24 protein-coding genes and 1 pseudogene are annotated in these 26,543 nt (G+C 43.3%); 12 read left to right on the top strand and 13 right to left on the bottom strand.

Annotated elements, in window-relative coordinates; all coding sequences use genetic code 11:
• Window positions 1–526: 526 nt before the first annotated feature.
• Window positions 527–1,459 carry a hypothetical protein gene (locus tag AY607_RS13595; protein ID WP_064102816.1) on the bottom strand — a complete coding sequence of 311 codons (933 nt, stop codon included), beginning with the start codon at window positions 1,457–1,459 and terminating at the stop codon, window positions 527–529.
• Between the two features lie 249 nt (window positions 1,460–1,708).
• On the opposite strand from AY607_RS13595, the gene AY607_RS13590 reads away from it, so the two are divergent.
• Together AY607_RS13590 and AY607_RS13585 are read left to right on the top strand one after the other, a co-directional pair.
• Window positions 1,709–2,194 carry a YaiI/YqxD family protein gene (locus tag AY607_RS13590; protein ID WP_171255316.1) on the top strand — a complete coding sequence of 162 codons (486 nt, stop codon included), beginning with the start codon at window positions 1,709–1,711 and terminating at the stop codon, window positions 2,192–2,194.
• Window positions 2,195–2,215: 21 nt separating this feature from the next.
• Window positions 2,216–3,130, top strand: a pseudogene (locus AY607_RS13585) (DMT family transporter).
• Between the two features lie 18 nt (window positions 3,131–3,148).
• Here the strand turns inward: AY607_RS13585 and AY607_RS13580 are convergent.
• Window positions 3,149–3,712, bottom strand: a complete 564-nt coding sequence (locus AY607_RS13580) for a PilZ domain-containing protein (protein ID WP_064096272.1) — start codon at window positions 3,710–3,712, stop codon at window positions 3,149–3,151.
• 26 nt (window positions 3,713–3,738) lie between these two features.
• On the opposite strand from AY607_RS13580, the gene AY607_RS13575 reads away from it, so the two are divergent.
• The 3 genes from AY607_RS13575 to AY607_RS13565 all read left to right on the top strand — a co-directional run bounded on the left by AY607_RS13575 (window position 3,739) and on the right by AY607_RS13565 (window position 8,199).
• Entirely contained in the window at window positions 3,739–4,974 is a 1,236-nt protein-coding gene (locus AY607_RS13575) for a lipoprotein-releasing ABC transporter permease subunit (RefSeq protein ID WP_064102814.1), read from the top strand.
• The gene (lolD, locus tag AY607_RS13570) at window positions 4,967–5,650 is read left to right on the top strand and encodes a lipoprotein-releasing ABC transporter ATP-binding protein LolD (RefSeq protein WP_064102813.1); all 684 of its coding nucleotides are present in this window, start codon (window positions 4,967–4,969) and stop codon (window positions 5,648–5,650) included. The genes AY607_RS13575 and lolD overlap by 8 nt, the downstream gene beginning before the upstream one ends.
• A gap of 83 nt (window positions 5,651–5,733) precedes the next feature.
• Window positions 5,734–8,199, top strand: coding sequence for a DNA internalization-related competence protein ComEC/Rec2 (locus AY607_RS13565; protein WP_064102812.1), 2,466 nt, complete (start codon window positions 5,734–5,736; stop codon window positions 8,197–8,199).
• Here the strand turns inward: AY607_RS13565 and AY607_RS13560 are convergent.
• On the bottom strand, window positions 8,188–9,168 hold the full coding sequence (locus tag AY607_RS13560) for a lysophospholipid acyltransferase family protein (RefSeq protein ID WP_064096268.1): 981 nt from the start codon (window positions 9,166–9,168) through the stop codon (window positions 8,188–8,190). The two genes, AY607_RS13565 and AY607_RS13560, sit on opposite strands and share 12 nt — an antisense overlap.
• A 125-nt stretch (window positions 9,169–9,293) precedes the next feature.
• Between AY607_RS13560 and sppA the strand changes: the two genes are divergently transcribed.
• Window positions 9,294–10,316, top strand: a complete 1,023-nt coding sequence (sppA, locus tag AY607_RS13555; RefSeq protein ID WP_064102811.1) for a signal peptide peptidase SppA — start codon at window positions 9,294–9,296, stop codon at window positions 10,314–10,316.
• On the top strand, window positions 10,313–11,116 hold the full coding sequence (locus tag AY607_RS13550; protein WP_064102810.1) for an alpha/beta fold hydrolase: 804 nt from the start codon (window positions 10,313–10,315) through the stop codon (window positions 11,114–11,116). The genes sppA and AY607_RS13550 overlap by 4 nt, the downstream gene beginning before the upstream one ends.
• A 63-nt stretch (window positions 11,117–11,179) precedes the next feature.
• Here AY607_RS13550 and purN read toward each other — a convergent pair whose 3' ends face one another.
• Both purN and purM read right to left on the bottom strand, forming a co-directional pair.
• The gene (gene purN, locus AY607_RS13545) at window positions 11,180–11,809 is read right to left on the bottom strand and encodes a phosphoribosylglycinamide formyltransferase (RefSeq protein ID WP_064102865.1); all 630 of its coding nucleotides are present in this window, start codon (window positions 11,807–11,809) and stop codon (window positions 11,180–11,182) included.
• A gap of 6 nt (window positions 11,810–11,815) precedes the next feature.
• Complete coding sequence (purM, locus tag AY607_RS13540) at window positions 11,816–12,886, bottom strand: phosphoribosylformylglycinamidine cyclo-ligase (protein WP_064102809.1); 1,071 nt, start codon at window positions 12,884–12,886, stop codon at window positions 11,816–11,818.
• A gap of 135 nt (window positions 12,887–13,021) precedes the next feature.
• Here purM and cxpE point away from each other — a divergent pair, with 135 nt between their 5' ends.
• The 4 genes from cxpE to AY607_RS13520 all read left to right on the top strand — a co-directional run bounded on the left by cxpE (window position 13,022) and on the right by AY607_RS13520 (window position 19,303).
• Complete coding sequence (gene cxpE / locus AY607_RS13535) at window positions 13,022–14,239, top strand: chloramphenicol efflux transporter CxpE (protein ID WP_064096263.1); 1,218 nt, start codon at window positions 13,022–13,024, stop codon at window positions 14,237–14,239.
• Window positions 14,240–14,257: 18 nt separating this feature from the next.
• Window positions 14,258–14,962, top strand: a complete 705-nt coding sequence (gene hda, locus AY607_RS13530) for a DnaA regulatory inactivator Hda (protein WP_064096262.1) — start codon at window positions 14,258–14,260, stop codon at window positions 14,960–14,962.
• Window positions 14,963–15,082: 120 nt separating this feature from the next.
• Complete coding sequence (rbtA, locus tag AY607_RS13525) at window positions 15,083–16,882, top strand: rhombotarget A (RefSeq protein WP_064102808.1); 1,800 nt, start codon at window positions 15,083–15,085, stop codon at window positions 16,880–16,882.
• Between the two features lie 9 nt (window positions 16,883–16,891).
• Window positions 16,892–19,303 (top strand): CSLREA domain-containing protein, encoded by a 2,412-nt coding sequence (locus AY607_RS13520; protein WP_064102807.1) that lies wholly within the window; start codon window positions 16,892–16,894, stop codon window positions 19,301–19,303.
• 62 nt (window positions 19,304–19,365) lie between these two features.
• Here the strand turns inward: AY607_RS13520 and AY607_RS13515 are convergent, their stop codons facing one another.
• The 5 genes from AY607_RS13515 to AY607_RS13495 all read right to left on the bottom strand — a co-directional run bounded on the left by AY607_RS13515 (window position 19,366) and on the right by AY607_RS13495 (window position 22,665).
• A complete protein-coding gene (locus AY607_RS13515; RefSeq protein ID WP_064096259.1) occupies window positions 19,366–19,776 on the bottom strand; it encodes a DUF3106 domain-containing protein in 411 nt (136 codons plus the stop codon).
• Window positions 19,766–20,083, bottom strand: coding sequence for a hypothetical protein (locus AY607_RS13510; RefSeq protein ID WP_064102806.1), 318 nt, complete (start codon window positions 20,081–20,083; stop codon window positions 19,766–19,768). Before AY607_RS13510 ends, AY607_RS13515 begins: the two co-directional genes overlap by 11 nt.
• Window positions 20,080–20,694 carry an RNA polymerase sigma factor gene (locus AY607_RS13505; RefSeq protein ID WP_064096257.1) on the bottom strand — a complete coding sequence of 205 codons (615 nt, stop codon included), beginning with the start codon at window positions 20,692–20,694 and terminating at the stop codon, window positions 20,080–20,082. The genes AY607_RS13510 and AY607_RS13505 overlap by 4 nt, the downstream gene beginning before the upstream one ends.
• A gap of 167 nt (window positions 20,695–20,861) precedes the next feature.
• Entirely contained in the window at window positions 20,862–21,638 is a 777-nt protein-coding gene (locus tag AY607_RS13500) for a TrmH family RNA methyltransferase (RefSeq protein WP_064102805.1), read from the bottom strand.
• A 52-nt stretch (window positions 21,639–21,690) separates the two neighbouring features.
• Entirely contained in the window at window positions 21,691–22,665 is a 975-nt protein-coding gene (locus AY607_RS13495) for a class 1 fructose-bisphosphatase (RefSeq protein ID WP_064096255.1), read from the bottom strand.
• Window positions 22,666–22,848: 183 nt separating this feature from the next.
• Here AY607_RS13495 and AY607_RS13490 point away from each other — a divergent pair, with 183 nt between their 5' ends.
• A complete protein-coding gene (locus AY607_RS13490; protein WP_064096254.1) occupies window positions 22,849–23,034 on the top strand; it encodes an NF038105 family protein in 186 nt (61 codons plus the stop codon).
• A 90-nt stretch (window positions 23,035–23,124) separates the two neighbouring features.
• On the opposite strand, the gene pal is transcribed toward AY607_RS13490, so the two are convergent.
• The 3 genes from pal to tolA all read right to left on the bottom strand — a co-directional run bounded on the left by pal (window position 23,125) and on the right by tolA (window position 26,542).
• The gene (gene pal / locus AY607_RS13485) at window positions 23,125–23,697 is read right to left on the bottom strand and encodes a peptidoglycan-associated lipoprotein Pal (protein WP_064096253.1); all 573 of its coding nucleotides are present in this window, start codon (window positions 23,695–23,697) and stop codon (window positions 23,125–23,127) included.
• Between the two features lie 54 nt (window positions 23,698–23,751).
• Window positions 23,752–25,035, bottom strand: a complete 1,284-nt coding sequence (gene tolB, locus AY607_RS13480) for a Tol-Pal system beta propeller repeat protein TolB (protein ID WP_171255315.1) — start codon at window positions 25,033–25,035, stop codon at window positions 23,752–23,754.
• 211 nt (window positions 25,036–25,246) lie between these two features.
• Window positions 25,247–26,542: a cell envelope integrity protein TolA gene (tolA, locus tag AY607_RS13475; protein ID WP_064102803.1), complete on the bottom strand. Its 1,296-nt coding sequence runs from the start codon at window positions 26,540–26,542 to the stop codon at window positions 25,247–25,249.
• Window position 26,543 lies beyond the last annotated feature (1 nt).

Raw genomic sequence — 26,543 nt, 5'->3', positions numbered from 1 at the left:
TAGAAAATAAAAGTATGCAGGATGAATCCGCAGATGATCATCCCCAACATGAAAAAAAGGCACGACATCATATCAATATTGTAGCGAGAGCTAAGATGATGCTCGGCCTGTTGTAATGTTTCTTCTTGCACGATTTTCATAGATATTTATTGTCCGATCTATTTATCGTTAATACTATTTGTTGTGAGTATTTTTATCATAAAAAATTGATTAAATAAAGTACATTCTTGATTAAAGGTCATAAAATTTCAATTTTTTTAAAATGTCAGATTTGCACGACAATAAATTATATTGATGATAAATCAATTGCTTATTTTTACGGAATTTTAAAGGTTATTTAAAGATTTAAAATAAGTTATTTGAATTTAAAAATGTGGATAACCGGATTTTTAATCAGTTTAAATACCAGACAGATAAACGAGTAAATCTGTATAAAAAATAGTCATAAATTAAAGTGACAAATAAAAATATAAATAGATTAAAAGAAGATACGCATCTAAATGAGTATCTCCCTTGTAGGCTGAATTCAGGTTGCTTTGCTGTAGATACTGGCCTGGATCCATAAGTTGCCACGGATATACTGGCCAATTTCAAAATTCTTATACTCTGCGTTGCGTGTTGCAATGCGGATCAGGGTTGCAGGCTGGCCTTCATCATGAATCAGGGCGACATCATACAGGGTATAGTCCTGATCCATAAACTGCATGCTAGTTTTACCGACGATATTGCCCTGGAACCAGGCTTCATCTTCCTGTCCCAGGGTTTCGCCATAAAGATAGGCCACCATTTTAGAAAAATCTACAGTGACAGGTTCTTTATCTTCTTCTGATTGCGGCTGCCAGGCATCAATCTGTTCCTGCAAATTATCCGGGGCTATGCCATTATTGCCAGCCAGAATAGCATTCAAGGCACGGTGATGTTTGATCGAAGCCGGATCATCAACCACCAGATGCTCATGATCTGAGACTGCTTCAAGTTCATAGGCCCAGGCATTCAGGTTTACCACATAGAGCTGATCTTTTTCATAACAGAGATGATTAACGCTATACAGGTTATCGAAAGCATAAATAATGTTGTCAGCACCCAGATTCAAGCGTAATACAGCTTGAGTATTGGATTTACAGCTAATAATCCGGTCAATCGTAGCTTTCACCTGATAAGGGCTATCAAAGCAGGGGAATGCAGTTTTTACGGCTTGAGGTTTATTATTTTCAACGGCAATCACTTGACTTAATTGTACTGGTGCTTTGCTCGGTCCCTGGATCAGCCAGGTCTCTGTATCCATATCACTTTCTTGTGTACAAAGGCCCATCGGCATGACCGGCGCATCAAGAGCTTTGCCTAACCACTGGGGTACATCTGTGCCAGGATTGTCGGTGAGCAAGGTCCAGTGTTCGACATGACTACCGAAATTTTGATCATCAATGGTGATGATCTCTGGGCTATTCTGATTTTTCATATGCACAATTGATCTTGGATGATATATCTGTAGTTAATCGAGGGTCATTGCAATTTTTCAAGTCAATTGAATGAATTTTAAAATTAAAATAAGCATCTGGTGAATTCAAGCTTTTCCCATATGAATTACAACAGTTTTACCAATCATATACTTATTTAAAATATACAAGCCAGATCTCAGGAAAATGAAGTGATTTAATCATCAACCTGACCCTTCCAATTTGCTAGAATAACCATGATTTATACTTTAATGGAAAGCCCTGTGTTGCCATTTAAACTTTGGGTCGATGCCGATGCACTGCCCCGTATTCTGCGAGATGTAATTATTCGTGCTTCGGACCGCTATCAGCTTGAAGTCACTTTTGTGGCCAACCAGCCGGTAGGTATTACACCTTCGGTGAGGATTAATTCGATTCAGGTGATGAGCGGAGCAGATGCTGCAGATAAGGAAATTATTTCGCGCATGAAAGAGCACGATATCGTCATGACCCAAGATATTCCCTTGGCTGCAGAAGTGATTGAAAAAGGCGGAATTGCGATTCATCCTCGGGGTGAAATTTATACCACCGACAATGTCAAAGCGCGTCTACATCTGCGTGATTTTATGGACAGCTTGCGCGGCGCTGGCGTGCAAACTGGCGGTCCGCCACCGATTTCAGAACGGGATAAACGCGAATTTTCCAGCGCACTCGATCAGACCATCCAAAAACAAAAACGCAAAACTTCTGCACTTTAAGCCTTATTCAGAGTGACTCGCATGCCCACACAAACCAATATGATTGCCACCTATCTTTTATTGGTTTTTATCTGGGCAACGACGCCACTTGCGATTGTCTGGAGTGTGACAGACCTGCATCCGCTCTGGGCCTTGGCATTACGCTTTTTTCTGGCTTTGCCTTTTGCATTTGCTCTATTGTGGCTGTTTAAAACCCGTTTTCCCTTAGATAAATTATCCATGCACAGTTATCTGGCTGGTGCATGCAGTTTTATCGGATCACAGATTTTCACTTATCTTGCAACCGATTATCTGAGTTCAGGTATTATCGCCCTGATGTTTGGTCTGGCACCGATCATGACCGGATTGATTGGCCGCTTTGTGTTTCAGCTCAAGCTGTATGCTTCGCAGTGGAGTGGTATGGCGATTGCCTTGCTGGGCTTGGGAATTATCTGTGTCGGCGGGAAGGATTAGCATATTCAGCCGATCGGGATTGGCCTGATGTTACTCAGTGTTTTTATTTACTGTGCTTCTATGTTCTGGATGAAAAAAGTCAATGCCCCTTTAGAGCCTATGGCGCAGGCTGCCGGTTCTATTGCAGTTTCAGCAGTCATGGCCTGTGCCATGTTGCCATTTATCTGGCAATTTGCACCGACCCAGATTCCACAGGCTAAGTCGCTGATTGGTCTTGGTTATGCTGTAATCATGGCTTCCTTAATTGCCATGTTCTGCTATTTTAAGCTGGTACAGAAAATCAAGGCGACGACTTTGTCATTGACCACCGTGTTGACGCCGATGCTGGCATTAGTTGTCGGCGTGATTTTAAATGGTGAGAAATTATCGGGTGGAGCGGCCTTGGGTATAGACATCTTATTGGCTGGTTTGTTGCTATATTTTTCCAGAGAAATTAAAGCGAGCTATAATGCTCGCCTTACATCGTCTCATCGTACTAACTAAAGTAACTGACCTGGTGATTTAAGCGAGGTGGGCTTTGACGCATTCGCCCAGTTTGACCCGGTCTTGCGGATGCATGGTAATAAAATAAGCACCGATCCGATATTTGCCATTTTCTTCTTCACGACTGTAAACTACCTGGGCAGTGGCAGCAATATGGAAGAAATTTTCCGGATGGCTTAAAGTCACATGCAGATAGGTGCCTTCAGCGATAGGGCGGTCATTAAAAAAGCTAAAACCGGTTTCTGAAAAATTCACCTGTTCTGGCACAGGTAACATGCTTTGTACAATTGCGTCATACAAAGACCCGGTAATAAGGTTTAATTTTTGATTAAATAAGGATAAGATTCGAGCAATTTGTTGATCTTTTTCAGATAATTGTTCTAATTCGTAGTTAACCGCATGATCAAATTGATCTAGTTCTGCAAGTAGTAGAAAATAGCGGGGCAAGACGAAATTAGGATCGTAAGGATCATTCAAGGCAACATCATCGGAAATAATCTGATAATTAATTCGTAAGGCAGCATCGATTCGAGACATGACGCGTCTTTCCGCAAATCCGTTTGGATGCTGTACATTTTCCATAATTTATTACCTCGGACTAGATGGTTATGTTCAAACCAATCTCGCTGTATATAGGGTTGAAATATACTCGCGCACGGCGTAGTAACCACTTCATTTCTTTTATCGCATTGGTCTCAATGATCGGCCTCACACTCGGTGTGGCAGTTCTCATTACAGTCTTGTCTGTGATGAATGGTTTTGACCGAGAATTAAAGAATCGTGTCTTAGGAATGATACCCCAAGCGACTGTTTCTTCAACACAAATTTTAACAAATTGGCCAGAACTTGCAAAGCAAATTGAAGGACATAAACATGTCCAGGGGGTTGCACCTTTTACCCAGTTACAAGGAATGTTGACTGCCCAAGGCCAGGTTGCCGGCATTATGGTCAGCGGGATTGAGCCCGAGTATGAGAAAAAAGTATCAATCATACAAAACCATATGGTTGAGGGCAGTATTGACAGCCTGAAAAAAGGTGAATTCGGTATTGTTTTGGGCAAACAAATGACTGATGCCATGGGCGTCGGTTTAAACGACAATATTACCTTGGTTCTGCCAGAAGCAACTCCTTCACCCGCCGGTGTGGTCCCGCGTTTTAAACGTTTTAAAGTGGTGGGAATTTTCAGTATCGGGGCTGAAGTTGACTCGATGATGGGTTATATCGCTTTACATGATGCGTCAACTTTACTGCGTCTACCGGATGGTGCGCAGGGGGTGCGTCTGAAACTGGATGATATTTTCCTGGCACCACAAGTGTCTCAGGAAATCGTGCGCGATTTACCGGCGAATTTCTATGCTTCGGACTGGACTTATACCCATGGTAATCTGTTCAGCGCGATTCAGATGGAAAAAGCCATGGTCAGCCTGCTTTTATTCCTGATTGTGCTGGTAGCGGCATTTAATATTGTGTCTTCACTGGTGATGGTGGTGACGGATAAAAAATCAGACATTGCTATTTTACGGACTTTAGGTGCTTCACCTGCCACGATTACCAAAATCTTTATGGTACAAGGTACCGTGATTGGGGTGATTGGAACTTGTGCAGGAGCGATCCTCGGAATTATTGCGGCAACCAGTATTAGTAGCTTTATTGGCTGGCTCAATAATACTTTCGGTCTGAATATGTTTGATGCCTATTTTATTAACTATCTACCTTCTTATCTGCGCTGGCAGGATGTTCTGGTGATTGTTGGTTTATCACTGGCCTTAAGTTTTGTCGCAACGATTTACCCCGCTTTACGTGCAGCAAAAATTCAACCGGCAGAGGCTTTGCGTTATGAGTAATCTGATTTTAGATGCCCAGAATATTCACAAGTCCTTTACCGATGGTAAAGCCACGGTTGAGGTGATTCGTGGCTTGTCACTACAGGTCAAAGCAGGTGAGTTTGTCTCGATTGTCGGTTCCAGTGGATCGGGGAAAAGTACCTTATTACATGTTCTGGGCGGATTGGATCGCCCGACGTCGGGTCAGGTCATGGTGAATGGCCGTCGTTTTGATACCTTGTCTGAAGCAGAACGCGGTTATGTACGAAATGAGCATTTGGGTTTTGTTTACCAGTTTCATCACCTCTTGCCAGAATTTACGGCACTGGAAAATGTAGCGATGCCGCTGATGTTACGCGACAGCATGAAATTCAAGGAAGCCAAACAGCAGGCTGAATATTTGCTAGAACGTGTTGGTCTTTCACATCGTCTCACCCACAAGCCAGGTGAATTATCTGGAGGTGAACGTCAGCGTGTAGCCTTGGCGCGCGCAGTAGTCGGTAAACCTAAACTGATGATGGCCGATGAGCCGACCGGTAATCTGGACCGTAAGACTGCAGCAAAAATTTTTGAACTGCTGACTGAATTACAACGTGAGTTTAATATGGCGATGCTGATTGTGACGCATGATGAACAGCTGGCCCATGCTGCAGACCGGATTTTGCACATGCAAGATGGTTTATGGGTTGCATCCTAAATAACGAGAATATTCGCATTTGATTGAAGCTCACTCCGGTGGGCTTTATTATTGGGCAAAATAATAATAAAGAATACGATTCAATGTTGCAGTGGCTATGTATCGGCTGGATTTTAGGCCTTGCCTGTATGGGGAAAAATTTCCTGTCTGTCCAACTGAGCGGGACGGCAGTTTTGATCGTTGCGCTGCTCTGGTATCTATGTTGCCATAAATTAAAGCTCATCTTGAATACACCGCTGCGAAGCCTGTTGATCACTGGATCCGGCCTGCTTTTGGGACTGTTGTTAGGCCATGCTTATGCCAATCTGCAACTGGCTGAACGTTTATCCAAGCGGGAGCATGAGGTCTCTGAAAAAGAAATCGTGGTGTATATCAAAGAGCTGAATAAACTGGGTGATCAAAATATCCAGCAAGCCCTGCATGTGCTTAATCCTGATGGTACTACAGTTAAGTGGATGGGTTTTCTGCCAGTTTCAGATACTGCTACTTCATCTAGTTTAATTTCTGCTGAGACCAAGCAGCGAACCCTTAAGTTAGGACATTATTATCTATTACAAGGCCAGATTCGTCCGCATCACAGTTATGCCACACCAGGTACTTTTGATGCAGAAAAGTGGGCATTACAGCAAAATGTCATGGCCGGGTTTAGGATTAAACATATCCAAGAGTTGCAACCGCAACAACTCTATGCACTAGGTCATGCTAAGTATCTACGTCAGCAGAAAAATTTGAATCAGCGATTTTTGCTATGGGTAGAACAGCAGCGACTGGCCTTAAGAGAGTTTGTGGCCAGACAACCCGTACAGCAGAAAGGCTTGTTACTGGCTCTATTAAGTGGTGATGAAAGTCTACTGGATCAAGCGACGGAACAGCAATTCCAGCGTTTTGGCATGAGTCATTTACTGGCGATTTCCGGACCGCATGTACTGATCTTTGCTTTTATCGTTTGTGGCACGTTGCAATATCTGATTTCAAGGTACGCACCGCAGATTTATCTGAAATGGCCAAGGCAGTATTTTTTGAGTCTGCCTTTTTTATTATGTGTACTGCTGTATTGTGCCTTCGTCGGCTTTGAAATTCCCGCACTACGCACTTTACTGATTTGTGTGATTGTGACTTTTACATTATTGCTCAGGCAAAGCGTGCAGCCATTAAAACTGCTGATTTTAAGTGCTGCCTTATTGTTGCTCTTTGATCCTTTTAGCATTTTGTCGGCTGCATTCTGGCTGTCTTATGGGGCCTGTTTTGTCTTGCTGCGAATCTACCAGACCATTCAGCAACAGCCTCGTCAGATAGTACACACAGCATTACAACGGCTGTATTTTGCAATGAAAGTTTTGGTAGAGTCGCAGTGGAAAATTTTTCTGGCCCTGTTTCCCTTAATGATGCTGTTTTTTAAGCAGGTGGCCTGGATTACCCCACTAAGCAACCTGGTGGCCATCCCCTGGATTGGCCTGCTGATTGTTCCAGTAGATATTCTGGCGGCTTTACTGTTTTTCATTTCTGAGCCATTGTCGAGTCTGTTGTTTCAGCTCAATGATATTTTTATTCATATGCTGCTGGCATTTCTAGATCTGCTTGATCGGCTGTTTGCACCGCAACTGATTCCGGTGGCCATGAATGTCTGGATGATTGCTCTATGCATATTGGGCTTATTAATTGTCTTTTTGCCGCGGGGCTTAGTACCCAAAAGCTGGACAGTACTTGCCTGTATACCGCTGTGTATTCCTCAGCTCAATCAGCATGCATTTCAGCTGTCTATTCTGGATGTCGGGCAGGGACAGGCAATTTTTATTCGTGACGGACAACACAGCATGATGATCGACATGGGTGGTTATTATAATGAGGAAAAATTCAGTATTGGCCGGCAAGTGATTATGCCATTTTTATCTGTGCAAGGCGTGAGAGAGCTGGATCAACTGATTTTGACCCATCTGGATCAGGATCATAGCGGTGCTTATTTCAGCATTAAAGATCTATTGAATATCAAACAAGTATCATCTAATCAGATGCCTGAGACAGCCGGAACTTCTCGTTTTCAGTTTTGCTATGAAGGACAGCAATGGCAATGGTCTGAAGAGATTAACTTTAGAATTCTGGCACCCCGGCGGCAGCAGTTAAACACGTCAAACTTCAATAAAAACGACCGCTCTTGTGTGGTATATCTGCAAATCAAAAATGCCGGACCGTATCAAAACTTTTTATTGATGGGGGATGCGGGCTGGGAGACTGAATATCAGCTGCTTCAAGACTATCCCGAACTTCAGGTCGATGTGCTGGTACTCGGCCATCATGGTAGTCAGCACAGTTCAGCCTATCAATTTTTACAGGTTTTGCAGCCTAAACTGGCGATTGCCTCGGCTGGGAAATTTAATCGCTATGGCCACCCAAGCCAACTGACTCAGCAACGGTTAAAAGCTCTTAATATTCCTTTATTGACCACGGCAGAACAGGGCAGCGTGCACTTTCAGCAACAAAGCTCAAAGCTGGTACTTTCTGCCGAACGACATGGATGGCAATGGCTGTATCGTCAGCCTTTAAGTGAATGATTCTATTACAGATGAAGCTTCATGAGCATCAGTATCTTGTGTTCTTAAGGCATTTACTTTGCTCAAGGCCTGTTCATGTTCAAGTTTATAAAGATTGCCTAAATCTTGATGTGCGTTAAAGCGTTTATAACTCCAGTGGTAATGTTCTGGATGGCGACGAATTAAATTTTCAATACTATTAATAATAACTTGGGTACCCTGATTGGCATTACCACTATAAATTTTTTCATCAACCGTTTCGATAAAGATATCAAATCCATCATCAGTATTACGTAAGGCATATAAAAACAGGGCACGAGCTTTGGTCTTTTGGATCAGCTTGGCACTTAAATTACTCGTAGCCAAGGGCACGCCGAAATAGGGAATATATTCACCACCCATATTCGGAGTATGATCCGGCAGGATCACAGTCGTGCCTCCCTGTTTTAAGGCTTTAAAAATCTGACGGACGCCAGATTCATCGGTTGGTACCAAATGTGCTTTTTCCCGGCTACGGGCAGCACGTACAAATTGATCCGCAGCCTGATTTTTCACAGGTTTGTACATGATAGTCATCGAAGTAAACTGGGCAACATAGGCATTCATAATTTCCCAGGTGCCAAAATGCGGCACAATTAATACCAGGCCTTTATTTTGTGCCAGTGCATCATGAAGTAAATCTTCACCAATCACGCGATGAATGCGTTTGATATTTTTTTGATTGCTTGAGCCCCAAATGGTAAAGAACTCGAAATATGACATTAATTCATTACGCACTGCAGCACGGTTAATCTGTTCACGTTCCTGATCGGGCAGGTCGGAGAGACTGATTTCAAGGTTCAGGCGAATAACTTCCGAAGTTTTAGTGACTTTAAAACTGTTCACGATAAAGGCCAGCATACGGGCCATCCATCGAGAAACCGGAAGCGGTTGGCGGCTAATATACTTGAGTAAACCGTAAGCTGAATTCCGTGAGCCCTGTTTCGTCATTGATTTAGTCTAAGTACAAAAAAAGAGAACAAAATTTATTATAGGCGAAAACGTTTTGTTTAGACAGAATTACCCGATTCAGTGTATATAATGGGTTCAATATAAATCAATTTATTGGATTATTTATGTCCGATTGGCCACCAAAACCTGAAAATCAAATACAAAATACGCAACAGCCAGTTCAGCCGACTGGTCCCGAGTGGAAACTACTGGAAAAAGCAGTTTTAGCTTCGGTTGAAGAACAGCGTCGTGCACGTCGTTGGGGAATTTTCTTTAAATTTCTGACGTTTGCGTATCTACTTGTTGTTATTCTGGCATTAGGTAAAAGCTGTAGTTCTGTTTCTTCAGATGCCAGCGCTGGTGCAGGTTCTCATATCGCAGTCGTGGACATTGTGGGTACGATTGCAGCCGACAAACAGAGTGTGAACAGTAGCAATACCATTAAATCACTGAAAAAAGCCTTTGAAAATAAACAAAGTAAAGCGGTGGTGCTGAATATCAACTCACCTGGCGGTTCACCGGTACAGTCCGATGAAATCTGGCAGGAAATTCAGTATCTTAAAAAACAGCATCCCGGTAAAAAGCTTTATGCTGTGATCGGTGATACCGGTGCATCAGGTGCCTATTATATTGCCTCGGCTGCAGATGAAATTATTGTTAATCCTTCCAGTTTGGTGGGTTCTATCGGTGTCATCATGCCGAATTATGGCGTGAGCAATTTAATGAAAAAACTTGGTGTTGAAGACCGCACCATGACTTCGGGTGAGAATAAAGCTTTATTGTCGATGACCCAGCCTATTGATCCTGCGCAAAAAGCACATGTACAGGGTGTTCTGGATGATGTACATCGTCACTTTATTAATGCCGTGAAAGAGGGCCGTGGCAATAAGTTGAAATCAAACGACCCTGCGATTTTCTCTGGCTTGTTCTGGACGGGCGATCAGGCAGTAAAACTTGGCATTGCTGACCGAATCGGAAGTTTAAATACCTTGAAGCGTGAACTAAAAACGGATAAAGCCTTGAATTACACGATTGAATATAGTCCATTCGACTCAGTACTGGGCCGTATGGGAGCATCGATTGGTAATGGAATTGCTACTTCGGTTGCACATAAACTTCAGTCAGAAAACAGTACGACACTGCAATGAAACCATTGATTCATTTCGCGCACGCCAATGGCGTGCCATCAAAAGTCTATCAAAAACTATTTGATGGACTGCAAGAGAATTACGATATTATCTATGTGCCGTTATTAGGGCCTGATAAGCGCTATCCAATTGATAATCATTGGAAAAGCCTGACCCAGCAAGTGATTGATAGTATTGTACGACAGTCTCAAGGCCGCCCTGTGATCGGTTTGGGGCATTCATTGGGCTCCGTATTAACGTTTCAGGCTGCTTTACAGCGCCCGGAACTGTTTTCACAAATGATCATGCTGGACCCGCCGATGATTATGGGCAAAGAAGCCTTTGCCTTGCATATTGCAAAGATTTTTCGCTTAAAAGCATTGGATAAAATGTCTCCGGCCGGTCTGTCCAAACGCCGTCGTGATCATTGGGACTCACGTGAGCAGGCAGCGGAATTGTTGCGCCCTAAAGGCTTTTATCAGGATTTTGATGCGGATTGCTTCCAGGCTTATATTGATTATGCCTTACGGGAAGATCCCATCCGGGGTGGCGTAGAACTTACTATCCCTAAAAGGGATGAGGTCGCAGTCTTTAGAACCAATCCGTCACTCTGGTGGTTGCCTCAAGCCAAACCAAAAGTCCCGGTGCATCTAGTCGTTGCCAAGAAAGGTCCATTTCTGGCTCGCAAGTTCCCGCAGCAAGTGCAAAAGAAATTTGGTATTCCTTTTACCGTGGTCGATGGTGGTCATATGTTCCCATTAGAACAACCAAATCAAGTAGCGGACTTGGTCAAACAGCTAATTCAGCAACAGTCTGCCTGAGTCATTGGGTATTTTGGAAATAAAAAACGCATCCGAGGATGCGTTTTTTATTTCTAAATTTTTTTAGAACTTGCAGAATTGAACAGGCTCTTGCATTTTCTCATTTCGATACAGCACATTATCTTCTGTATGTTGGATCGTACCGCTACAAATCCATTCTACAACTTGTGGATAGATTACATGCTCGAGACTATGCACACGGATTGCCAAACTTTCTACCGTATCATGGTGAGAAACCTTGAGAACACCTTGAGCAAGCGCTTGCCCTGCATCCAGCTCAGCCGTGACATAATGCACCGTACAACCGTGCAGAACATCACCGGTATTGAGTACACGCTGATGCGTATGCATGCCTTTATAATGAGGCAATAGGGAAGGATGAATATTCAGCATTTTCCCTTCCCAAGCTTTCACAAACTTTTCACTTAAAATTCGCATAAAGCCGGCGAGTACCACCAGATCCACATTCCAGTCCAAAAGCTGTTGATGCATCACATCATCAAAAGCCTCACGGTTTGGATATTGCTTGTGTTCAATAACTGCAGTTTGAATGCCTGCATGCTGTGCACGCGTTAAAGCAAAGGCTTCAGGTTTGTTGGAAATCACGCCCACAATTTGCCCCGAAAGATTGGCATCAATCAAGGCTTGCAGATTTGATCCGCTACCTGAAACAAGTACAGCAATTTTAATCATGCGCAATTACGCGAAGATCACACGAATTTTTTCGTCTGCACCTGCAACCGATTCAGCATTGTCTTGAATCTGACCCATTGCCCATGCTTTTTCGCCAAGCTTGTTGAGTAATTCAACGGTTTTTTCTGCATCAGCTGCATCAACAACCAGCACCATACCGACGCCACAGTTGAAAGTACGATACATTTCAAACTGTTCTACACCGCCTTCACGTTGTAGAAGCTTGAATAGCTCAGGCCATTCCCAAGAAGATTCATTCACAAGTGCTTGAGCGCCATTAGGAAGTACGCGCGGTAAGTTACCCGGCAAACCACCACCGGTGATGTGTGCCATCGCATGTACATCAACGTGTTTTAACAGCTCAAGAATTGGTTTTACATAAATGCGTGTCGGTTCCATTGCAACATCTGCAAGTGGGCGACCATCCACGATTTGATTCAGATCAACGTTTTTTACGTCCAGGATTTTACGAAGCAGTGAGTAGCCGTTTGAGTGCGCACCTGAAGAAGCCACACCAATTAAAACATCACCCGCTTTGACTTTAGAGCCATCAATAATTTTGCTTTGCTCAACAACACCGACACAGAAACCTGCAAGATCGTAATCTTCGCCTTCATACATGCCTGGCATTTCAGCAGTTTCACCGCCGACCAATGCACAGCCTGCAAGCTCACAACCAGCGCCAATACCAGTAACTACGTTGGCAGCAACCTCAACATTTAAATGGCCAGTTGCGTAATAGTCGAGGAAGAACAGTGGTTCAGCACCACAAACAAGAAGGTCATTCACACACATTGCAACCAGGTCTTGACCAATCGTGTCATGACGGTTCAAATTCAGTGCCAGACGTAATTTTGTACCAACACCATCTGTGCCAGATACGAGAACAGGTTCTTCATAACCTTTAGGAATTTTACAAAGTGCACCAAAGCCACCTAGACCGCCCATGACTTCAGGACGTGAGGTACGCTTGGCGACAGATTTGATACGATCGACTAACGCGTCGCCCGCCTCAATGTCGACACCTGCATCTTTGTAGCTTAAACCAGTGTTTGGGGTAGAAGTTGAGTTGCTCATAATGAAGTCTCCGCATTCGCGGGTGCGATTATAACCTGAATATGAAAAACTCTTATGGTATTTGTGGCCTAAAATGCTATCTTTATTAAAATATTTTAATTTTTATAATGATTAATAGAGAAAAGGCGAAACTTTATGGTAGATCGCACATTGCGTCGCGTGTTTATCCTGGCTGGGATAGCTTTATTGCTATGGATTTTATATTTACTAAAACCCGTTGTAATTCCATTTGTTGCAGCATTTTTAATGGCGTATCTATTCAGTCCTCTGGTAGATAAACTGCATGATATGGGTTTGCCGCGCTGGCTCTCTATTAGTATTGTTTTTATCGGGATCGGGGTTATTCTGATCCTGGCGACCTGGTATCTGATTCCGCTAATCTGGCAGCAGCTGGTGTATGCACGTGACAATATACCCGCGATAATTGGATGGATTAATTCAACCTTTTTGCCTTGGTTGTCTCATACTTTTAATGTCGTCGAAATGGAAATTGATACCAATCAGATTTCTGATGTAGTCATGGATTATGTACAAACCAATTATAGTGCAGACAGTATCCAGACATTCTTGCTACGTCTTGCGCAATCTGGCATCAACTTTCTCCAGATTGGCGGTACAATTGTCTTAATTCCGATCATTGCCTTCTATTTCCTGCTGGATTGGGATCGTATGCTGGAAAGCTTGCGTCGCCTGATTCCACGTCCTTATGAAGACAGCACCTTAAGAATTGTAGGTGAATGCCACAGTGTGCTGGGCGCCTTTGTCAAAGGACAGTTTCTGGTGATGATTCTGCTGGGAATTGTTTATGCAGTGGGCTTACAACTGATTGGTCTTGAAGTCGGTTTGATTATCGGTATGGTGGCAGGCTTGGCCAGTATTATTCCTTATCTGGGCTTTGCTGTCGGTATTATTGCGGCTGTGATTGCAACTTTCCTGCAGTTTGGGATTGACTGGTGGCAACTGGTTCTGGTGGGTGTGGTCTTTATGGTCGGTCAGGCTGTAGAAGGTTATGTACTGCAACCATTCCTGCTTGGCGATAAAATTGGCTTATCACCAGTAGCGGTTGTATTTGCGGTACTGGCGGGTGCTCAACTGGCGGGTTTCATGGGGATGCTGATTGCATTGCCGGTTGCAGCCGTCATTGTGGTTCTATTACGACATGCACGTGAATATTACGAACATACACACTTTTATGGAAATCAGGCTGTCATTATGAATGATCCGGCAACGGGTTCGATCAGTGTAGAAACAGAAGACTTAGATGTTGATATTGAAATGAAAAGGCCAAGAGTAAAACCCCTGCAAGAGGAAGAAAAATCCAGTAAGATTCATGATCCTCATCGTAAAGACTGATAAGGTCCAAGAATTCCTATGCGTCAATTACAGTTAGATATAGAACCTCAGCTTGATGCCCGAATCAGTGATTTTTCAGGGCCGGGCTGGGGACATGTGATTGATGCTGTCCGTCAATTACACGCAGGGCTGATCAGCCGTTTTTATGTCTATGGAGGAGCCGGTACAGGTAAGAGTCATTTGTTGTCTGCCATTTGTGACTCTTATTTGGAAGTAGGTAAATCTGCGATTCAGGTATCCTTGCTTGAACTTCTAGATGCACCGACCGAGGCGATTACTTCGCTGGATCGTTTTGATCTGGTCGCACTTGATGATATTGAGGCAATTAGTGGGGTACCACATTGGCAACGCGCCGTCTTTCACCTGATTAATTATAATAATGAAGGGGGTGGCCAGTTGGTATTTTCCTCACGCTTTGCCCCTATCGAACTGAAGCTTGAATTACCTGACTTGCAATCCCGCCTCACTCAGGCGGTTAGTACCCGGGTTCCGAGCGGCAGTCTGTATGCTGATCGTTATGCCTTGATTTCATCAGTTTTAGATCGTCGTGGTATTCATCTAGATCCTCAAATTTTTGATTATTTACTGAATCATGGACCACATCAAACTTCGGTACTTTTACAGAGATTAGAGCAGATTATTCAATTGCTTAAAGGGGAAAAACTGAAGGTCAGCAATGCCAATTTGCGACAGATTTATGCCTTGATTGACGAATATCGGTAAACTATAAAAAATCTTGAGTAATTACTCAGTCTATGCCACAGTAAGGCAAAATAATTCGTTGTTGCAAGGATTCTGCAACTTTAGAAGAAAAAGAAAGAGATAAAAATTAAGGAGAAGGTTATGCTCAAGAAGAGCATAGGCATAGCTTTGCTATGTATAGCGGGGCAGGCATATAGTGCAGATATTATTGTAACTACTACAGAAGATATTGAAAAAGATGACAAGGAATGTTCACTTCGAGAAGCGATTGAATATGTTAATCGTGGCTTAGCCAAAGCCGGTTTTATGGGGTGCGGCGGTGAAAACTCATCCAGTACTATTATTTTAAAAGAAAAAAATACCTATGTACTAAACAAGCATATTGCGATTAAAAAATCTCTTACAATCCGTGCGCTGGCAGAAATTGATGGGGAATTCAGTACGGAAGAAAAAGCATTAGGCTTGCATAATGCTCATATTCAAATGAAAGGGACTGATAACCTATTCAGGATCAACAGTACAGACACACTGATTCAGTTAAACTTGAAAGAACTGGATCTTGAAGGTTGTGGGAAGGCCAGTTGTACTGAACAAGGCGGCTTGATTTATAATAAAGGACAGTTGATTTTAGAATATAGTCGTCTTTTTAATGCTGCTGCCAACTTGGGTGGCGCAATTTATAATGCTGGAAAGTTTGGCCAGAACCTAACCAGCCGTGTAGAAATTAAAAACAGCCTGATCGAAAATAATAAAGCGCAACGAGGCGCGATCCTGTATAGCGAACTACCGGCATTCCTTATTTCTCAAAGTGTACTTAAAAATAACCAGACACTAGATAATTCAGCGACCAATATTTTTAGTGCTGGACAATTTGCTAACACCAGTAAAGAGCAAAGTATTAGTGGAGAAGTATTAAGTAGCACCATACTCAAAAATAAAGGGATACTCATCAATGTCATGGATGGAATGGGGCTAAATAATCTCACCATGGTTGACAATGAAGATACTGCTTTGCGTATCCATGCTCCGAATGGCAGGGCTTATGTCGCTAACAGCATTATTTTAAGAAATGGTACACAGGATTGCCAAATTATCACTGGTGACAAGACTTTGTCGCAAAATAATCTGCTGACTACATCTTGTGGTGCGGGAGATACAATTGCACCGAATCAATTCTGGAATAATACACAATTATTTGCTGAATCTTCAGATAAAAGTGAAGGTATGTGTCAAACCCTGAATGAAAATAGTACAGCTATCCTTTGTCCATATAGCGTGCCTAAAGGACGGTTTCTCGGATATATGCGTCCCCGAATTTTATTAAACTATATTCTTGTGAACGAATCACCGATCGTAAATAGAGGCACAGCACTGAATCTGGCAAATCCTACCGTTGCCTGTGAGGCTGCTGATCAACGCGGGATCAACCGTTTGATGGATAATTTATTTTGTGATCGTGGAGCTATTGAAATCACGATTCCAACCTCGGGCAGTCTGGTTGGACAAGACCTGTTAAAGGGAGAAATTGCCAAGTTTTCAATTGAACCTTATCTGGGAGATAGTGATTTAATTCCAAAACAGTACTGTAATGCGATTGTGGGGCAGAATCCTGATGATCAATCTTGGCAAGACGGCTGTTTGAAAGTAGTGCAAACCAAAACAGCCTCAAAGGGTAAAACAGTCATCGATATTCATGGCAATGTTGTTTATACCCCGAATTCTACCTGGCATGGAGCAGATATTTTTGAACTACAAGTGGTGACCTCCTCGACACGGTTTAATAAAACAAAACCTTATCTGACCATTACTACTCAAGTTGTTCAGGCGCCAAAAAATGAAATGGAAGACAAAGCAGTCAAAACGTCAGGCGGCTCATGGGGGGGTGGTGGACTGTTGATATTACTCGGCTTAATGGGTTTACGCCGTAAACTAAAAGATTAAGGAAAAATCATGAAAAATTATAAAAAAGGACTGCTTGCGGCCATGATTTTATCTGCCATGAGTTTGATGGCAGCCGAAGATAAAACAATATATGTCACTACTTTTGTCGATGAAGACGGCGAGAATAATGAAGCCTGTTCTTTACGAGAAGCAATTAAAACTGCAAAACTGGATAAATCTTATGGTGGCTGTAACGTAGGACGTACGCTTCGACTGGACGGTTCGGCCCCAGATGTAATTCAGCTTGAAGCAGGTGAGTACAAACTGGAACGAGAGCTTATCGTAGAGTCTGCCCTCAAAATTTATGGAAAAACACCATTTAGCTATACCCGTCGTAGTCCGATTACGAATTTATACCCAACTCGAGAAGCTTTAAAAACTACAATTTCAGGCCAGAAAAAAACCCGATTATTTAATAGTATGGCCAGTCAGTCTAGCTTGGAGATTCATCATCTGATTTTAAAAGATGGCTATGCAGCAATAAATGGATTGGATAAAGGCAATGGTGGTACTTTCTATGTAGCGGGACCTCTAAGCATTAATACCAGTGAAATAGTGAATTCCCGAGCAGCCGCAGAAGGGGGAGCTATTTATAGTGTGGCAATGAATACAGAAAAAAATATTACCATTCAGGATTCTTTGATTCACCAAAATCAGGCGAATTCATATGGTAGTGTTCTGGCGATGGACTGTCAGGCAAATTTAGGTGCGACTCAAACCAATGTGAAAATCAATTCTAGTAGTATTACTCGAAACGGTTCAAGTCTTACGAACAGTATTCTTGATTTTTGTGGCTATGCGACAGTAGAAATGGTGAACTCAACTATTGCGAAAAATACTGCGAGTGCCACTGGACATATTGTGCGTATGACGAATCAGGTTAATCGTCCGCTCAGTGCCTTTTCCAGTTTAACAGCCGCGAGTAATACCATTGTCGAAAATACAGCCAAATCTACGCTATTGTATGACAATGTAGGCTCTAAAGTTTTTGGGTTTAATGTCCTGGCATTCAATCAGGGCTTATCTTGCGAATATGGCTTGAATCAGGGGAATCCAACCAAAGAACAACAAGTCAAATTTTACACAACACAAAATGCAATTCAAAGCACTGGCCCTTCGCGTTGTGTACTACCTCCCTCAGAAGAAAATGCCACTTCAAATAATCTGGATGTCTCGAGTAGTACGTTCAGCAGTTTATTAACCGATTATCTTGAGCCTGCGATTGATAATCGCTATTTGGGGCTGTATTACCCGCGGGATAATAAGACGGCAACAGATTTGGTAGATATTGGTGAAAGTGGCTGTATCGAACAAGACCAGCGTGGTGTTGATCGTGTGATTGGTTCCACATTAACATTTGATCCAGATGCAAAAAATACCTGTGAGATCGGCTCAGTTGAAATCCGACGTTTGACGGCCGCAGATATTACCGATTTGAAAAATACAAATTTGGTGGGACTTAATGATTTTTATCAAACAAATATAGATGATATTAAGAAGATTATTGCGGATAAAAATACACCGGCAGATGAGTTGCCCGGTTTAAAGGAAGAATTAAAAGAGTACGAAGACCTGCTTAAATATACCAAGCAATATCAGAAATATCGTGCAATTTATATCAATCCATTTGTTTTGGCTATGCCGCAGGAAACCTTATCTGGCAATATCATTCAAACTAAAATATTTAACTCAAAAAATTACGATATTAGTGTGAGAGCTCTGGGTGTGGGTAAATTAACTGGTACTGGTAATTCGGCCAGTGTAGAGGGAAACCCCAATGATCCAAATCTTAAATGTGAATGGAAACCAGATTTGAACCGCATCATGATGTATCGTACTGATGCTAAGGACACCAGCTCGGTGGATATGGAGTTCTGTAGTTATACTATTAAAGACCGGGCAACGGGTGCGAGCAGTACAGGTCTTTTAAGAGCAGCTTTTACCAATATTGCACCTATTGCAAAGAATGATGAATACCGGATTAGCCCAGAGAATAATCTTACGGTGACTGTAAATCCGCTTGAAAATGATAGTGATGACGGGGACGGACCATTACCATCAGGAAAGTCGGCTTTTTATCATGATAAAGATGGCAAAGAGATTCCGATTCGTATTCTCAAGCTTCCTGCAGGAGTTTCACTTAAAGCTGAGCGACAAGGAGCTTGTCCGGATCCCTATCAGAACCAGACTTGTTATGGTGGAAAGCTGACATTTAGCGTGAGGAATAACTTAAGCCAGGCAAATTACAGCATGGAGTATGCAATTTTTGACGCAGATGCAAAAATCTCAGAAACAGCCACGATCTTGTTACGTAATACAGTTAAAAATACCAATACTTCCTCCAGTGGTGGGGGAGCAAGCGGTATTTGGGCGCTACTGGGATTATTGGGACTGGCAGCTTATCGTCGTTTAAGAAAATAAAATACGATTGAAGTTATAAAAAAGCCTCTATTCTATATGGAGGCTTTTTTTATCTATATCGCTTAATGTGAGGGAGGTTGTTGAGTCACTTGCTGATATTTGAGAATGTATTCTTCCCGAATGGCGAGACGCTCTTCCGGTGTCGCTTTTTGCATACGTGTACCCAGTTCCTTACGCTCTTGGCTGCTCATCATTTGCCAAGTTTCACGCATTTTTTGTTTTTCTGCATCAGGAAGTTGGGTAAACCAGTCCATACGCTGCTGTAAGCTGACACGTTGTTGTTCTGGGATTTCTTTTAGGGATTGATAACGTTTAATGAGTGCCAGTTGTTCAGCATCAGAAAGATTATCCCAAGTATCGGTAACTTGAGAATTAGCATCTTTGGAAAATAGCCAAAAACGTTCAAATCCTGCAAAGCTAGTTTGTAGAAAGCCGAGTGCACAAAAAACAATTGCCAACTTTTTAGCTGCCATGTGGAACTTTGTCCTCACCTAAAACCATTAACATTTCTAAATCTTCAAGCATTTGCGGAGACAGTTTTGGTACTGAAACCATTTGAGTTTGCGGCTCGTTGTGGTCCGAAAGATTCGGTAACACTACCACCCCTGCAATCGCAGCTGCCAACGCAAAACCGGACATTTTTAGAAAGGCAAAGCGTGAATGTTTTGCATCCTGAATTTCTTCAAGAACATGATGCATGATCACAGGTTTATCTTTATGTTGCTGTGCCAGCCCGTCAAGTTTGGAAGTTACTTGTTTTAAGAAATCATCTTGATTCATTCTGATGACCCTCCCAGATATGGATTTAAATGTGCTAAAGAGGCACGTAAGCCTTGAATGGCACGGTGATAATGGGTTTTTACACTGCCTTCTGTGCAGTTCATAATTTGTGCGGTGGTATGGGTGTCGAATCCTTCCCAGGCTCTTAGCATAAATGCCTGTTGCTGACGCACTGGCAATTTTGCAATTGCTTCCTGGATTTCTTCAGCAGTCACTGCCTGATCGAGAAATTCCAGAGGTGTAGGTGTTGATTCATCGACAACATCATCAAATTCAATTTCGTCATCATCGAGGCTGACTTTTTTGAAAAATGAAAACATTTGACCACGTCGTGCTTCTTTGCGACGCCAGTCCTGTAACTTGTTGTTCAGGATCGTATAAAAAAGGGGATACCATTCTTCAGTCGTCTTTTCTGCATAGGATTTATGCAAGGAAATGAAGGCTTCCTGAACCAGATCCATGGCAATACCATGCTGACCTTGGGTTGCGCTTTCCATCATCACCAAAGCCCGTCCCGTCACATCCTGCATGAAATTCTTCAGACGTGCTTCGGCCGTACTCTTTAGAATACTTACATCCTGTGACTGCAACTGTTTTGGTGCTAAATCCATAGAGATGGAAAATCCTGTCATTGGACACCCACCATTATTCCCAAGTTCATGATCACATAACGTTGGGAGTAACGGTTTGGTTGACAATTAAGTTTATTATTTTTGTAGTTTAATCTATTTTATACACGGGCAGGGTCGTATTAAAACACTGTAACCTAAATCCCTAATTAGATACGTTGACGAACCATTTCAAAGAAGCAGATCGAACCTGCAACAGCGACATTAAGCGATTCCTGGCCCCCTGGTTGCGGAATCGTCACAGCTTCAGCATGCTGCATGGCATAATCCGATACACCTTGACCTTCATTACCCAGGATCCACACACAAGGTTTACGTAAGTCTTTTGAATACAGGCTTTCAGCGCGATGTGAGCTGGTTACATAAACCGGGATCTGAAATTGCTCAAGAATTTGTTCGAGGGCAATATTTTCAAAAGTTTGCAGTGTGAAGTGCGCACCCATGCCGGCACGTAAGACTCTTGGAGACCAGAGAGACGCAGAGCCTTTGGTACAAACAATCTGTTCAATACCGGCTGCTGCTGCAGAACGAAGCAGAGTTCCAACATTTCCTGGATCCTGTACATTTTCCAGAATCAAGGTATCTGCCTTGAAATCAAGAGCGTAGTTTGCTGTGGGTAGAGTCACCACAGCCAAACAGGCCAATGATGTTCCTAAAGTACTTAAATCTTTGTACAAGGATTCGCCCAGAACAAAGACTGTACCTGTATATTTTGCAAGAATTTTCTCGAAATCTGGGTGGGAAAGGGCTTGTTCAGTGGTGAAAATCGAATCAATTTTACGGTTTTCATGCAGCCAGGCGAGAGACAGATGTGTGCCTTCCAGGACAGTCTGGCCCTGTTTTTTACGATAGGTATTCTGTTCAATCAAACCACGTAAGTGTTTAATCTTCGGGTTGTCTTTAGAGTCAAGAAAAAAAGTTGCCATGGGAGATATAATCCACGGCAGCCGATTCAATATCGGCCGCCGCTATAAAAAATTAGTTGTGGTAGCTGGTCACAAGATCAACTTCGTTTTTAGAACCAATGATCACAGGAACACGCTGATGTAAATCAGTCGGTTCGATCTCAAGAATACGTACGCGACCTGTAGTCGATGCACCGCCAGCCTGTTCCATCAACATACTCATTGGGTTGGCTTCATACATTAAACGCAGACGGCCTGCTTTAGCCGGATCTTTAAGATCATATGGATACATGAAGATACCGCTACGGCAAAGAATACGGTGAATATCGCCCACCATACAGGCAACCCAGCGCATATTGAAGTCTTTTTCACGAGGACCGGTTTTGCCAGCTAACAATTCATCGATATAACGCTGTACTGGTGCTTCCCAATGACGTTGATTTGAGGCATTGATGGCATATTCTTTGGTGTCGGCAGCAACCTGAATACCTTCAGAAGTCAGCAGGAATTCTTTTGTTTCAGGATCAAAGGTAAAGAACACTACGCCTGCACCTACTGTTAATGCCAGCATGGTAGATGGACCATAAAGCACATAACCGGCAGCCACTTGGTTTACACCAGCCTGCATGAAATCTTCTGCCTGAGTCACAGCATTTTTCGCAGGAAGAATCGAGAAAATAGTGCCGACACACATATTGATGTCGATATTGCTAGAGCCGTCTAGTGGATCGAACAATACCAGAAACTGGCCATTTTCTTGTGCCGGGGTGAATTCATCCAGTTCTTCTGAGGCTAGACCGCCCACATTTGGATGTTGCTGCAGGGCATCAATCAGATAATCATTAGAAATGACATCCAGTTTCTTTTGCTCTTCGCCTTGAACGTTTTCATGCTGTGCACTTCCCAATACACCAGCCAAAGCACCTTTTTGCAATAACTGATCGATATCTTTGCAAGTATTTGCAATCGTTTCAATAACTTGTGAAAGTTCTGGGGTGAGGTTTCCGCTTTGTTGTTGTAGAAACTGGGATAAAGTGCGGTATGACATAGGGGGGAAACTCCAAGACTTAAAATCGGGAAAAAATGATCAAAACGATATGCGGCTATATTTTAGATGAGAACGTCTGAAAAGGACAATTAAACTGGGTTATTTGTTGTGATTTTGCCCTTGCAACTCCTGTGGAAAGTGCTATGTTGAATGCAATGGAACAGTAAAAATAGGAGCACAGAGATGACAACATTGAAGTTTGATGCGACTCCAACCCCAAGTGAAGCAATTAATCTCGATGAAATTTCTGAAGACAAGATGAAAGAAGCGTGGAAGGGTTACGAATCTAAACCTGAATACAAGAAATTCAATAAACATGACATGATTGAGTCGATGCAAGCTCATGAGGAAGGCGAAGAGAAGGAATAGATTATTCCTTGCACTTTCAAAATTTCTTTCAATAAAAAAGCACTCATTTGAGTGCTTTTTTATTGAGCAGTTTATTGTTTAAGCAATTCTTTATTTCAACAATGGCGGAACCGCTTCATAATTGATTTCTACACGACGATTTTCTTTCCACGCGTTTTCATCGTGGCCCGGGTTAATCGGCATTTCTTTACCATAGCTGACAGCTTCCAGCTGACCTGCATTGACCCCTGAAGTGGTCAGGAAACTTTCAACTGCTTTGGCACGACGTTCGCCAAGTGCCATGTTGTATTCGCGTGTACCACGTTCATCCGTATGACCAGTTAAGGCTACCCGTGAATTGGCATTGGCCATCAGGAACTGGGCATGTGCCTGCAAAGTACGAATATCATCATTGCTCAATTCGCTACTGTCATAGTCAAAATGAACCACACGTTTTGCCAGATAGGCCTTATTTTCTGCAGTAACACCTTTGGCTGATGCGCCCGCCAGGTTTTGTGCATTTAATGCTGCATCTTCGCTCAGACCCTGAGTGTTAACCGTAGTCGTACCGGTCGTATCCAGATTACCCGTCTGAACTTCAGCAGCAGGTTTACGGCTGGCGCAACCTGTCATGACCACAGCGGCTGCAAGCAAAGGCAATGCAAATAATTTTACTTTGTTCATTCTTCATCTCCATGAAGTTGATTATGGGTTAAAGCGGTTTTAAGTATTCAACTATTATTTTGGTGCCCAGGCGGGTTCACGAACTTCACCAGTTTCGCTTGGCAGATTCATACGGAAACGACCATCTAACGACATAATGGATAATAATCCACGATTACCTTCGCGTGTGGCATAGACCACCATCTGACCATTTGGCGAGAAGCTTGGTGATTCATCCAGGCTGGTCGGAGTCAGGATGTTGGTCACACCTGAGCTGATATCCTGTACAGCCACTTTATAATTACTGCCACTGGGGCGATGAACCAGTGCAAGTTTCTTGCCATCTGCGCTTAGAGTCGCACGGGCATTGAAGGCACCGCGGAACGTCAGACGTTTGGTACTTTCACCATTAAAATCATAACGGTAGATCTGAGGAGAACCACCTCGATCTGACGTAAAAATAAAGGATTTGCCATCTGGTGAATAACGCGCTTCGGTATCAATGGCGCTGTCATTGGTCATGCGTTTTAACTGGCGTGTCTCCAGATTCATCTGGTAGATTTCCGGGTTGCCGTGCATGGAAGCAGTAAACAGCATGCTCTTGCCATCTGGCGAGAAGCTCGGTGCGCCGTTTAAGCCACGGAAACTGGCCAGCTTTTCACGTTGACCGGTCGCCAGATCCTGCACATAAATAGCTGGACGTTTGGTTTCAAAAGATACATAGGCAATCTTTTTCGCATCCGGTGTCCAGGCTGGTGACAAAATCGGATCACGGGAAGTCAAAATGGTTTTTGGCTGTTCACCATCCGTATCGGCAATCTGTAGGGTATAACGTTCCTCAGGGGTTGCCGGGTTACGCAGCACATAAGCAATCCGACCGCTAAAATCTCCAGGAATACCGGTTAATGCCTGATAAATGGCATCACTAATCATATGTGCAGCCTGACGGGTGCGCGAAGCCGGCACAGTCAACAGTTCATTAAGCAGATACTGTCTTTTTTCCACATCATACAGTTGATACTGAATACTAAAAGAGCCATCAGGATTGGTCTTGGAAGAACCAGTCACTACATAGGGAACACCTGCGCTTGCCCATGCTTCTGCATTCGGAGTATTCATTGCTGCAGTAGCAGGCAGATTTTTTGAAGCGCTGGTAAATCTGCCAGAACGATTCAGGTCATTTTCTACAATAGGATAAATACTCTGGTCCTGGCTAAAAGGCACAATGGCAATTTTCGGCGCAGCTTCCGGCGCTTTGGTAATTTCCAGATGTAGCTGAGCCTGTGACTGGGTAGTAATGATTGTGCCCAAGCTTGTCAGGACTGCAAGGCAGAGCAGGTGTTTGCGAGTTTTTTCCATCATTCGTTATTTACTCAAATCAACGGAGTTATTCTATAAGTGATCGGGCTACATCATCGCATGAATTGATACGAACAAAACCCAGACTTTCTCACTCAACTGTTATGACACTGTGAAAAGTGAATATTGTTTAAGCTATTTCAATTGAAGTTTAACTTAAAAAATCAGCCATAACATCTGTTCTTGATGACGGCTGGTTTTTTTATTGAGTTTATTGAGCTGTAAAGGTTGAAGTAAAACTTCGTGCTTCACGGCGGGCATCCGAATCGGAAGGCATTGGATAAGGAGCAGCAGCACGTACTGCAGCTTCTACACTGGCCTTCATGTCCGGGTCACTCGAATTCACAATTACAGAAACCACAGAACCACTATCGCTTAGGGTGACACGAGCAGTCGCTTTCTGACCTGAAGAACCTACTGGCGTATCCCAAGCACGTTTGATTTTATTTTCAAAATCACGTTTTGCGGTGGATGCAATCCGTTTCGATTCCGCTTTTTTCTGTGCCGCTTCTTCAGCTGCCTGTTTGGCAGCGGATGCTTTGGCCTCTGCATCTGCCTTGGCTCGCGCATCGGCATCCGCTTTAGCTTTGGCTTCTGCATCTGCCTTACGTTTAGCGTCTGCGTCGGCTTTAGCTTTTGCAGCGGTATCCGATTTGGCCTTCGCATCAGTCTCTGCCTTACGTTTGGCATCCGCGTCAGCTTTGGCTTTAGCTGCTGCATCTGCTTTGGCTTTCGCATCAGCGTCCGCTTTACGTTTCGCCTCTGCATCATTTTTAGCCTTAGCTGCCGCGTCAGCTTTAACTTTTGCCGCTGCATCTGCTTTAGCTTTAGCGGCTGCGTCCGCTTTGGCTTTTGCATCAGCATCTGCTTTACGTTTGGCCTCAGCCTCTGCTTTGGCTTTCGATGCAGCCTCTGCTTTTTGCTTGGCAGCTAAATCGGCTTTTTTCTTTGCTTCCAGTTTGGCTTTTTGTGCAGCATCGGCTTTGCGCTGTGCATCCAGTTCAGCTTGGCGTGCAGCTTCGGCTTCCGCCTTGGATTTTTGCGCTGCCTCTGCTTTAGCTTTGGCTGCTGCCTGTTTGGCCTGTTCAGCGGCTTGGGCACGTTTTGCTGCTTCAGCGGCTTGCTGCGCAGCCTTGGCTTGTGCTGCCTCTGCGGCTTTCAGTTCCTGCTGGGCTTTTTGTGTATCGACTTTTGGCGCAGGTGGAGTCACAGGTACAGCAGGGGCTGTAGTTGGAATGAAAGGAGCGGGTTCTATACTGGGTTCTGCCGTTTGAGTGATTTCTTCTGCAACATTGTTATGGGCAGTCTCCTCAAATTCAGTTTCTTCACGAGTGACCGGCTTGAGGTCCTCTGGCTTGATCAGAATAGTTTTAATCTGTTTCGGTGGTTCAGGGGGTTTACTCATCCCTAGAAAAAGCAGGCCCACCAAAGCCACTGCATGGATGCCGAGCGTAAATCCAATCGCAATTGCTTTTTTTTGAAAGGGCGGTTTCTGATAATTTTTCATA

Origin of the sequence: Acinetobacter sp. SFA, from assembly GCF_001647535.1 — a bacterium.
GTDB classification, from domain to species: Bacteria; Pseudomonadota; Gammaproteobacteria; order Pseudomonadales; family Moraxellaceae; genus Acinetobacter; species Acinetobacter pecorum.
The sequence above is the reverse complement of the archived record's forward strand: the minus strand, read 5'-3'. Positions and strand labels throughout refer to the sequence as shown.

What these genes read in the sequence shown, in the direction of transcription:
- AY607_RS13580 (WP_064096272.1), bottom strand. Translation starts at nt 3,712, where the DNA reads ATGGAAAATGTACAGCATCCAAACGGATTTGCGGAAAGACGCGTCATG.
- lolD (WP_064102813.1), top strand. Translation starts at nt 4,967, where the DNA reads ATGAGTAATCTGATTTTAGATGCCCAGAATATTCACAAGTCCTTTACC.
- AY607_RS13520 (WP_064102807.1), top strand. Translation starts at nt 16,892, where the DNA reads ATGAAAAATTATAAAAAAGGACTGCTTGCGGCCATGATTTTATCTGCC.
- sppA (WP_064102811.1), top strand. Translation starts at nt 9,294, where the DNA reads ATGTCCGATTGGCCACCAAAACCTGAAAATCAAATACAAAATACGCAA.
- AY607_RS13565 (WP_064102812.1), top strand. Translation starts at nt 5,734, where the DNA reads ATGTTGCAGTGGCTATGTATCGGCTGGATTTTAGGCCTTGCCTGTATG.
- AY607_RS13595 (WP_064102816.1), bottom strand. Translation starts at nt 1,459, where the DNA reads ATGAAAAATCAGAATAGCCCAGAGATCATCACCATTGATGATCAAAAT.
- AY607_RS13490 (WP_064096254.1), top strand. Translation starts at nt 22,849, where the DNA reads ATGACAACATTGAAGTTTGATGCGACTCCAACCCCAAGTGAAGCAATT.
- tolA (WP_064102803.1), bottom strand. Translation starts at nt 26,542, where the DNA reads ATGAAAAATTATCAGAAACCGCCCTTTCAAAAAAAAGCAATTGCGATT.
- tolB (WP_171255315.1), bottom strand. Translation starts at nt 25,035, where the DNA reads ATGGAAAAAACTCGCAAACACCTGCTCTGCCTTGCAGTCCTGACAAGC.
- AY607_RS13590 (WP_171255316.1), top strand. Translation starts at nt 1,709, where the DNA reads ATGGAAAGCCCTGTGTTGCCATTTAAACTTTGGGTCGATGCCGATGCA.
- hda (WP_064096262.1), top strand. Translation starts at nt 14,258, where the DNA reads ATGCGTCAATTACAGTTAGATATAGAACCTCAGCTTGATGCCCGAATC.
- AY607_RS13505 (WP_064096257.1), bottom strand. Translation starts at nt 20,694, where the DNA reads ATGGATTTAGCACCAAAACAGTTGCAGTCACAGGATGTAAGTATTCTA.
- AY607_RS13515 (WP_064096259.1), bottom strand. Translation starts at nt 19,776, where the DNA reads ATGGCAGCTAAAAAGTTGGCAATTGTTTTTTGTGCACTCGGCTTTCTA.
- AY607_RS13550 (WP_064102810.1), top strand. Translation starts at nt 10,313, where the DNA reads ATGAAACCATTGATTCATTTCGCGCACGCCAATGGCGTGCCATCAAAA.
- purM (WP_064102809.1), bottom strand. Translation starts at nt 12,886, where the DNA reads ATGAGCAACTCAACTTCTACCCCAAACACTGGTTTAAGCTACAAAGAT.
- AY607_RS13495 (WP_064096255.1), bottom strand. Translation starts at nt 22,665, where the DNA reads ATGTCATACCGCACTTTATCCCAGTTTCTACAACAACAAAGCGGAAAC.
- AY607_RS13500 (WP_064102805.1), bottom strand. Translation starts at nt 21,638, where the DNA reads ATGGCAACTTTTTTTCTTGACTCTAAAGACAACCCGAAGATTAAACAC.
- pal (WP_064096253.1), bottom strand. Translation starts at nt 23,697, where the DNA reads ATGAACAAAGTAAAATTATTTGCATTGCCTTTGCTTGCAGCCGCTGTG.
- rbtA (WP_064102808.1), top strand. Translation starts at nt 15,083, where the DNA reads ATGCTCAAGAAGAGCATAGGCATAGCTTTGCTATGTATAGCGGGGCAG.
- AY607_RS13575 (WP_064102814.1), top strand. Translation starts at nt 3,739, where the DNA reads ATGTTCAAACCAATCTCGCTGTATATAGGGTTGAAATATACTCGCGCA.
- purN (WP_064102865.1), bottom strand. Translation starts at nt 11,809, where the DNA reads ATGATTAAAATTGCTGTACTTGTTTCAGGTAGCGGATCAAATCTGCAA.
- AY607_RS13560 (WP_064096268.1), bottom strand. Translation starts at nt 9,168, where the DNA reads ATGACGAAACAGGGCTCACGGAATTCAGCTTACGGTTTACTCAAGTAT.
- AY607_RS13510 (WP_064102806.1), bottom strand. Translation starts at nt 20,083, where the DNA reads ATGAATCAAGATGATTTCTTAAAACAAGTAACTTCCAAACTTGACGGG.
- cxpE (WP_064096263.1), top strand. Translation starts at nt 13,022, where the DNA reads ATGGTAGATCGCACATTGCGTCGCGTGTTTATCCTGGCTGGGATAGCT.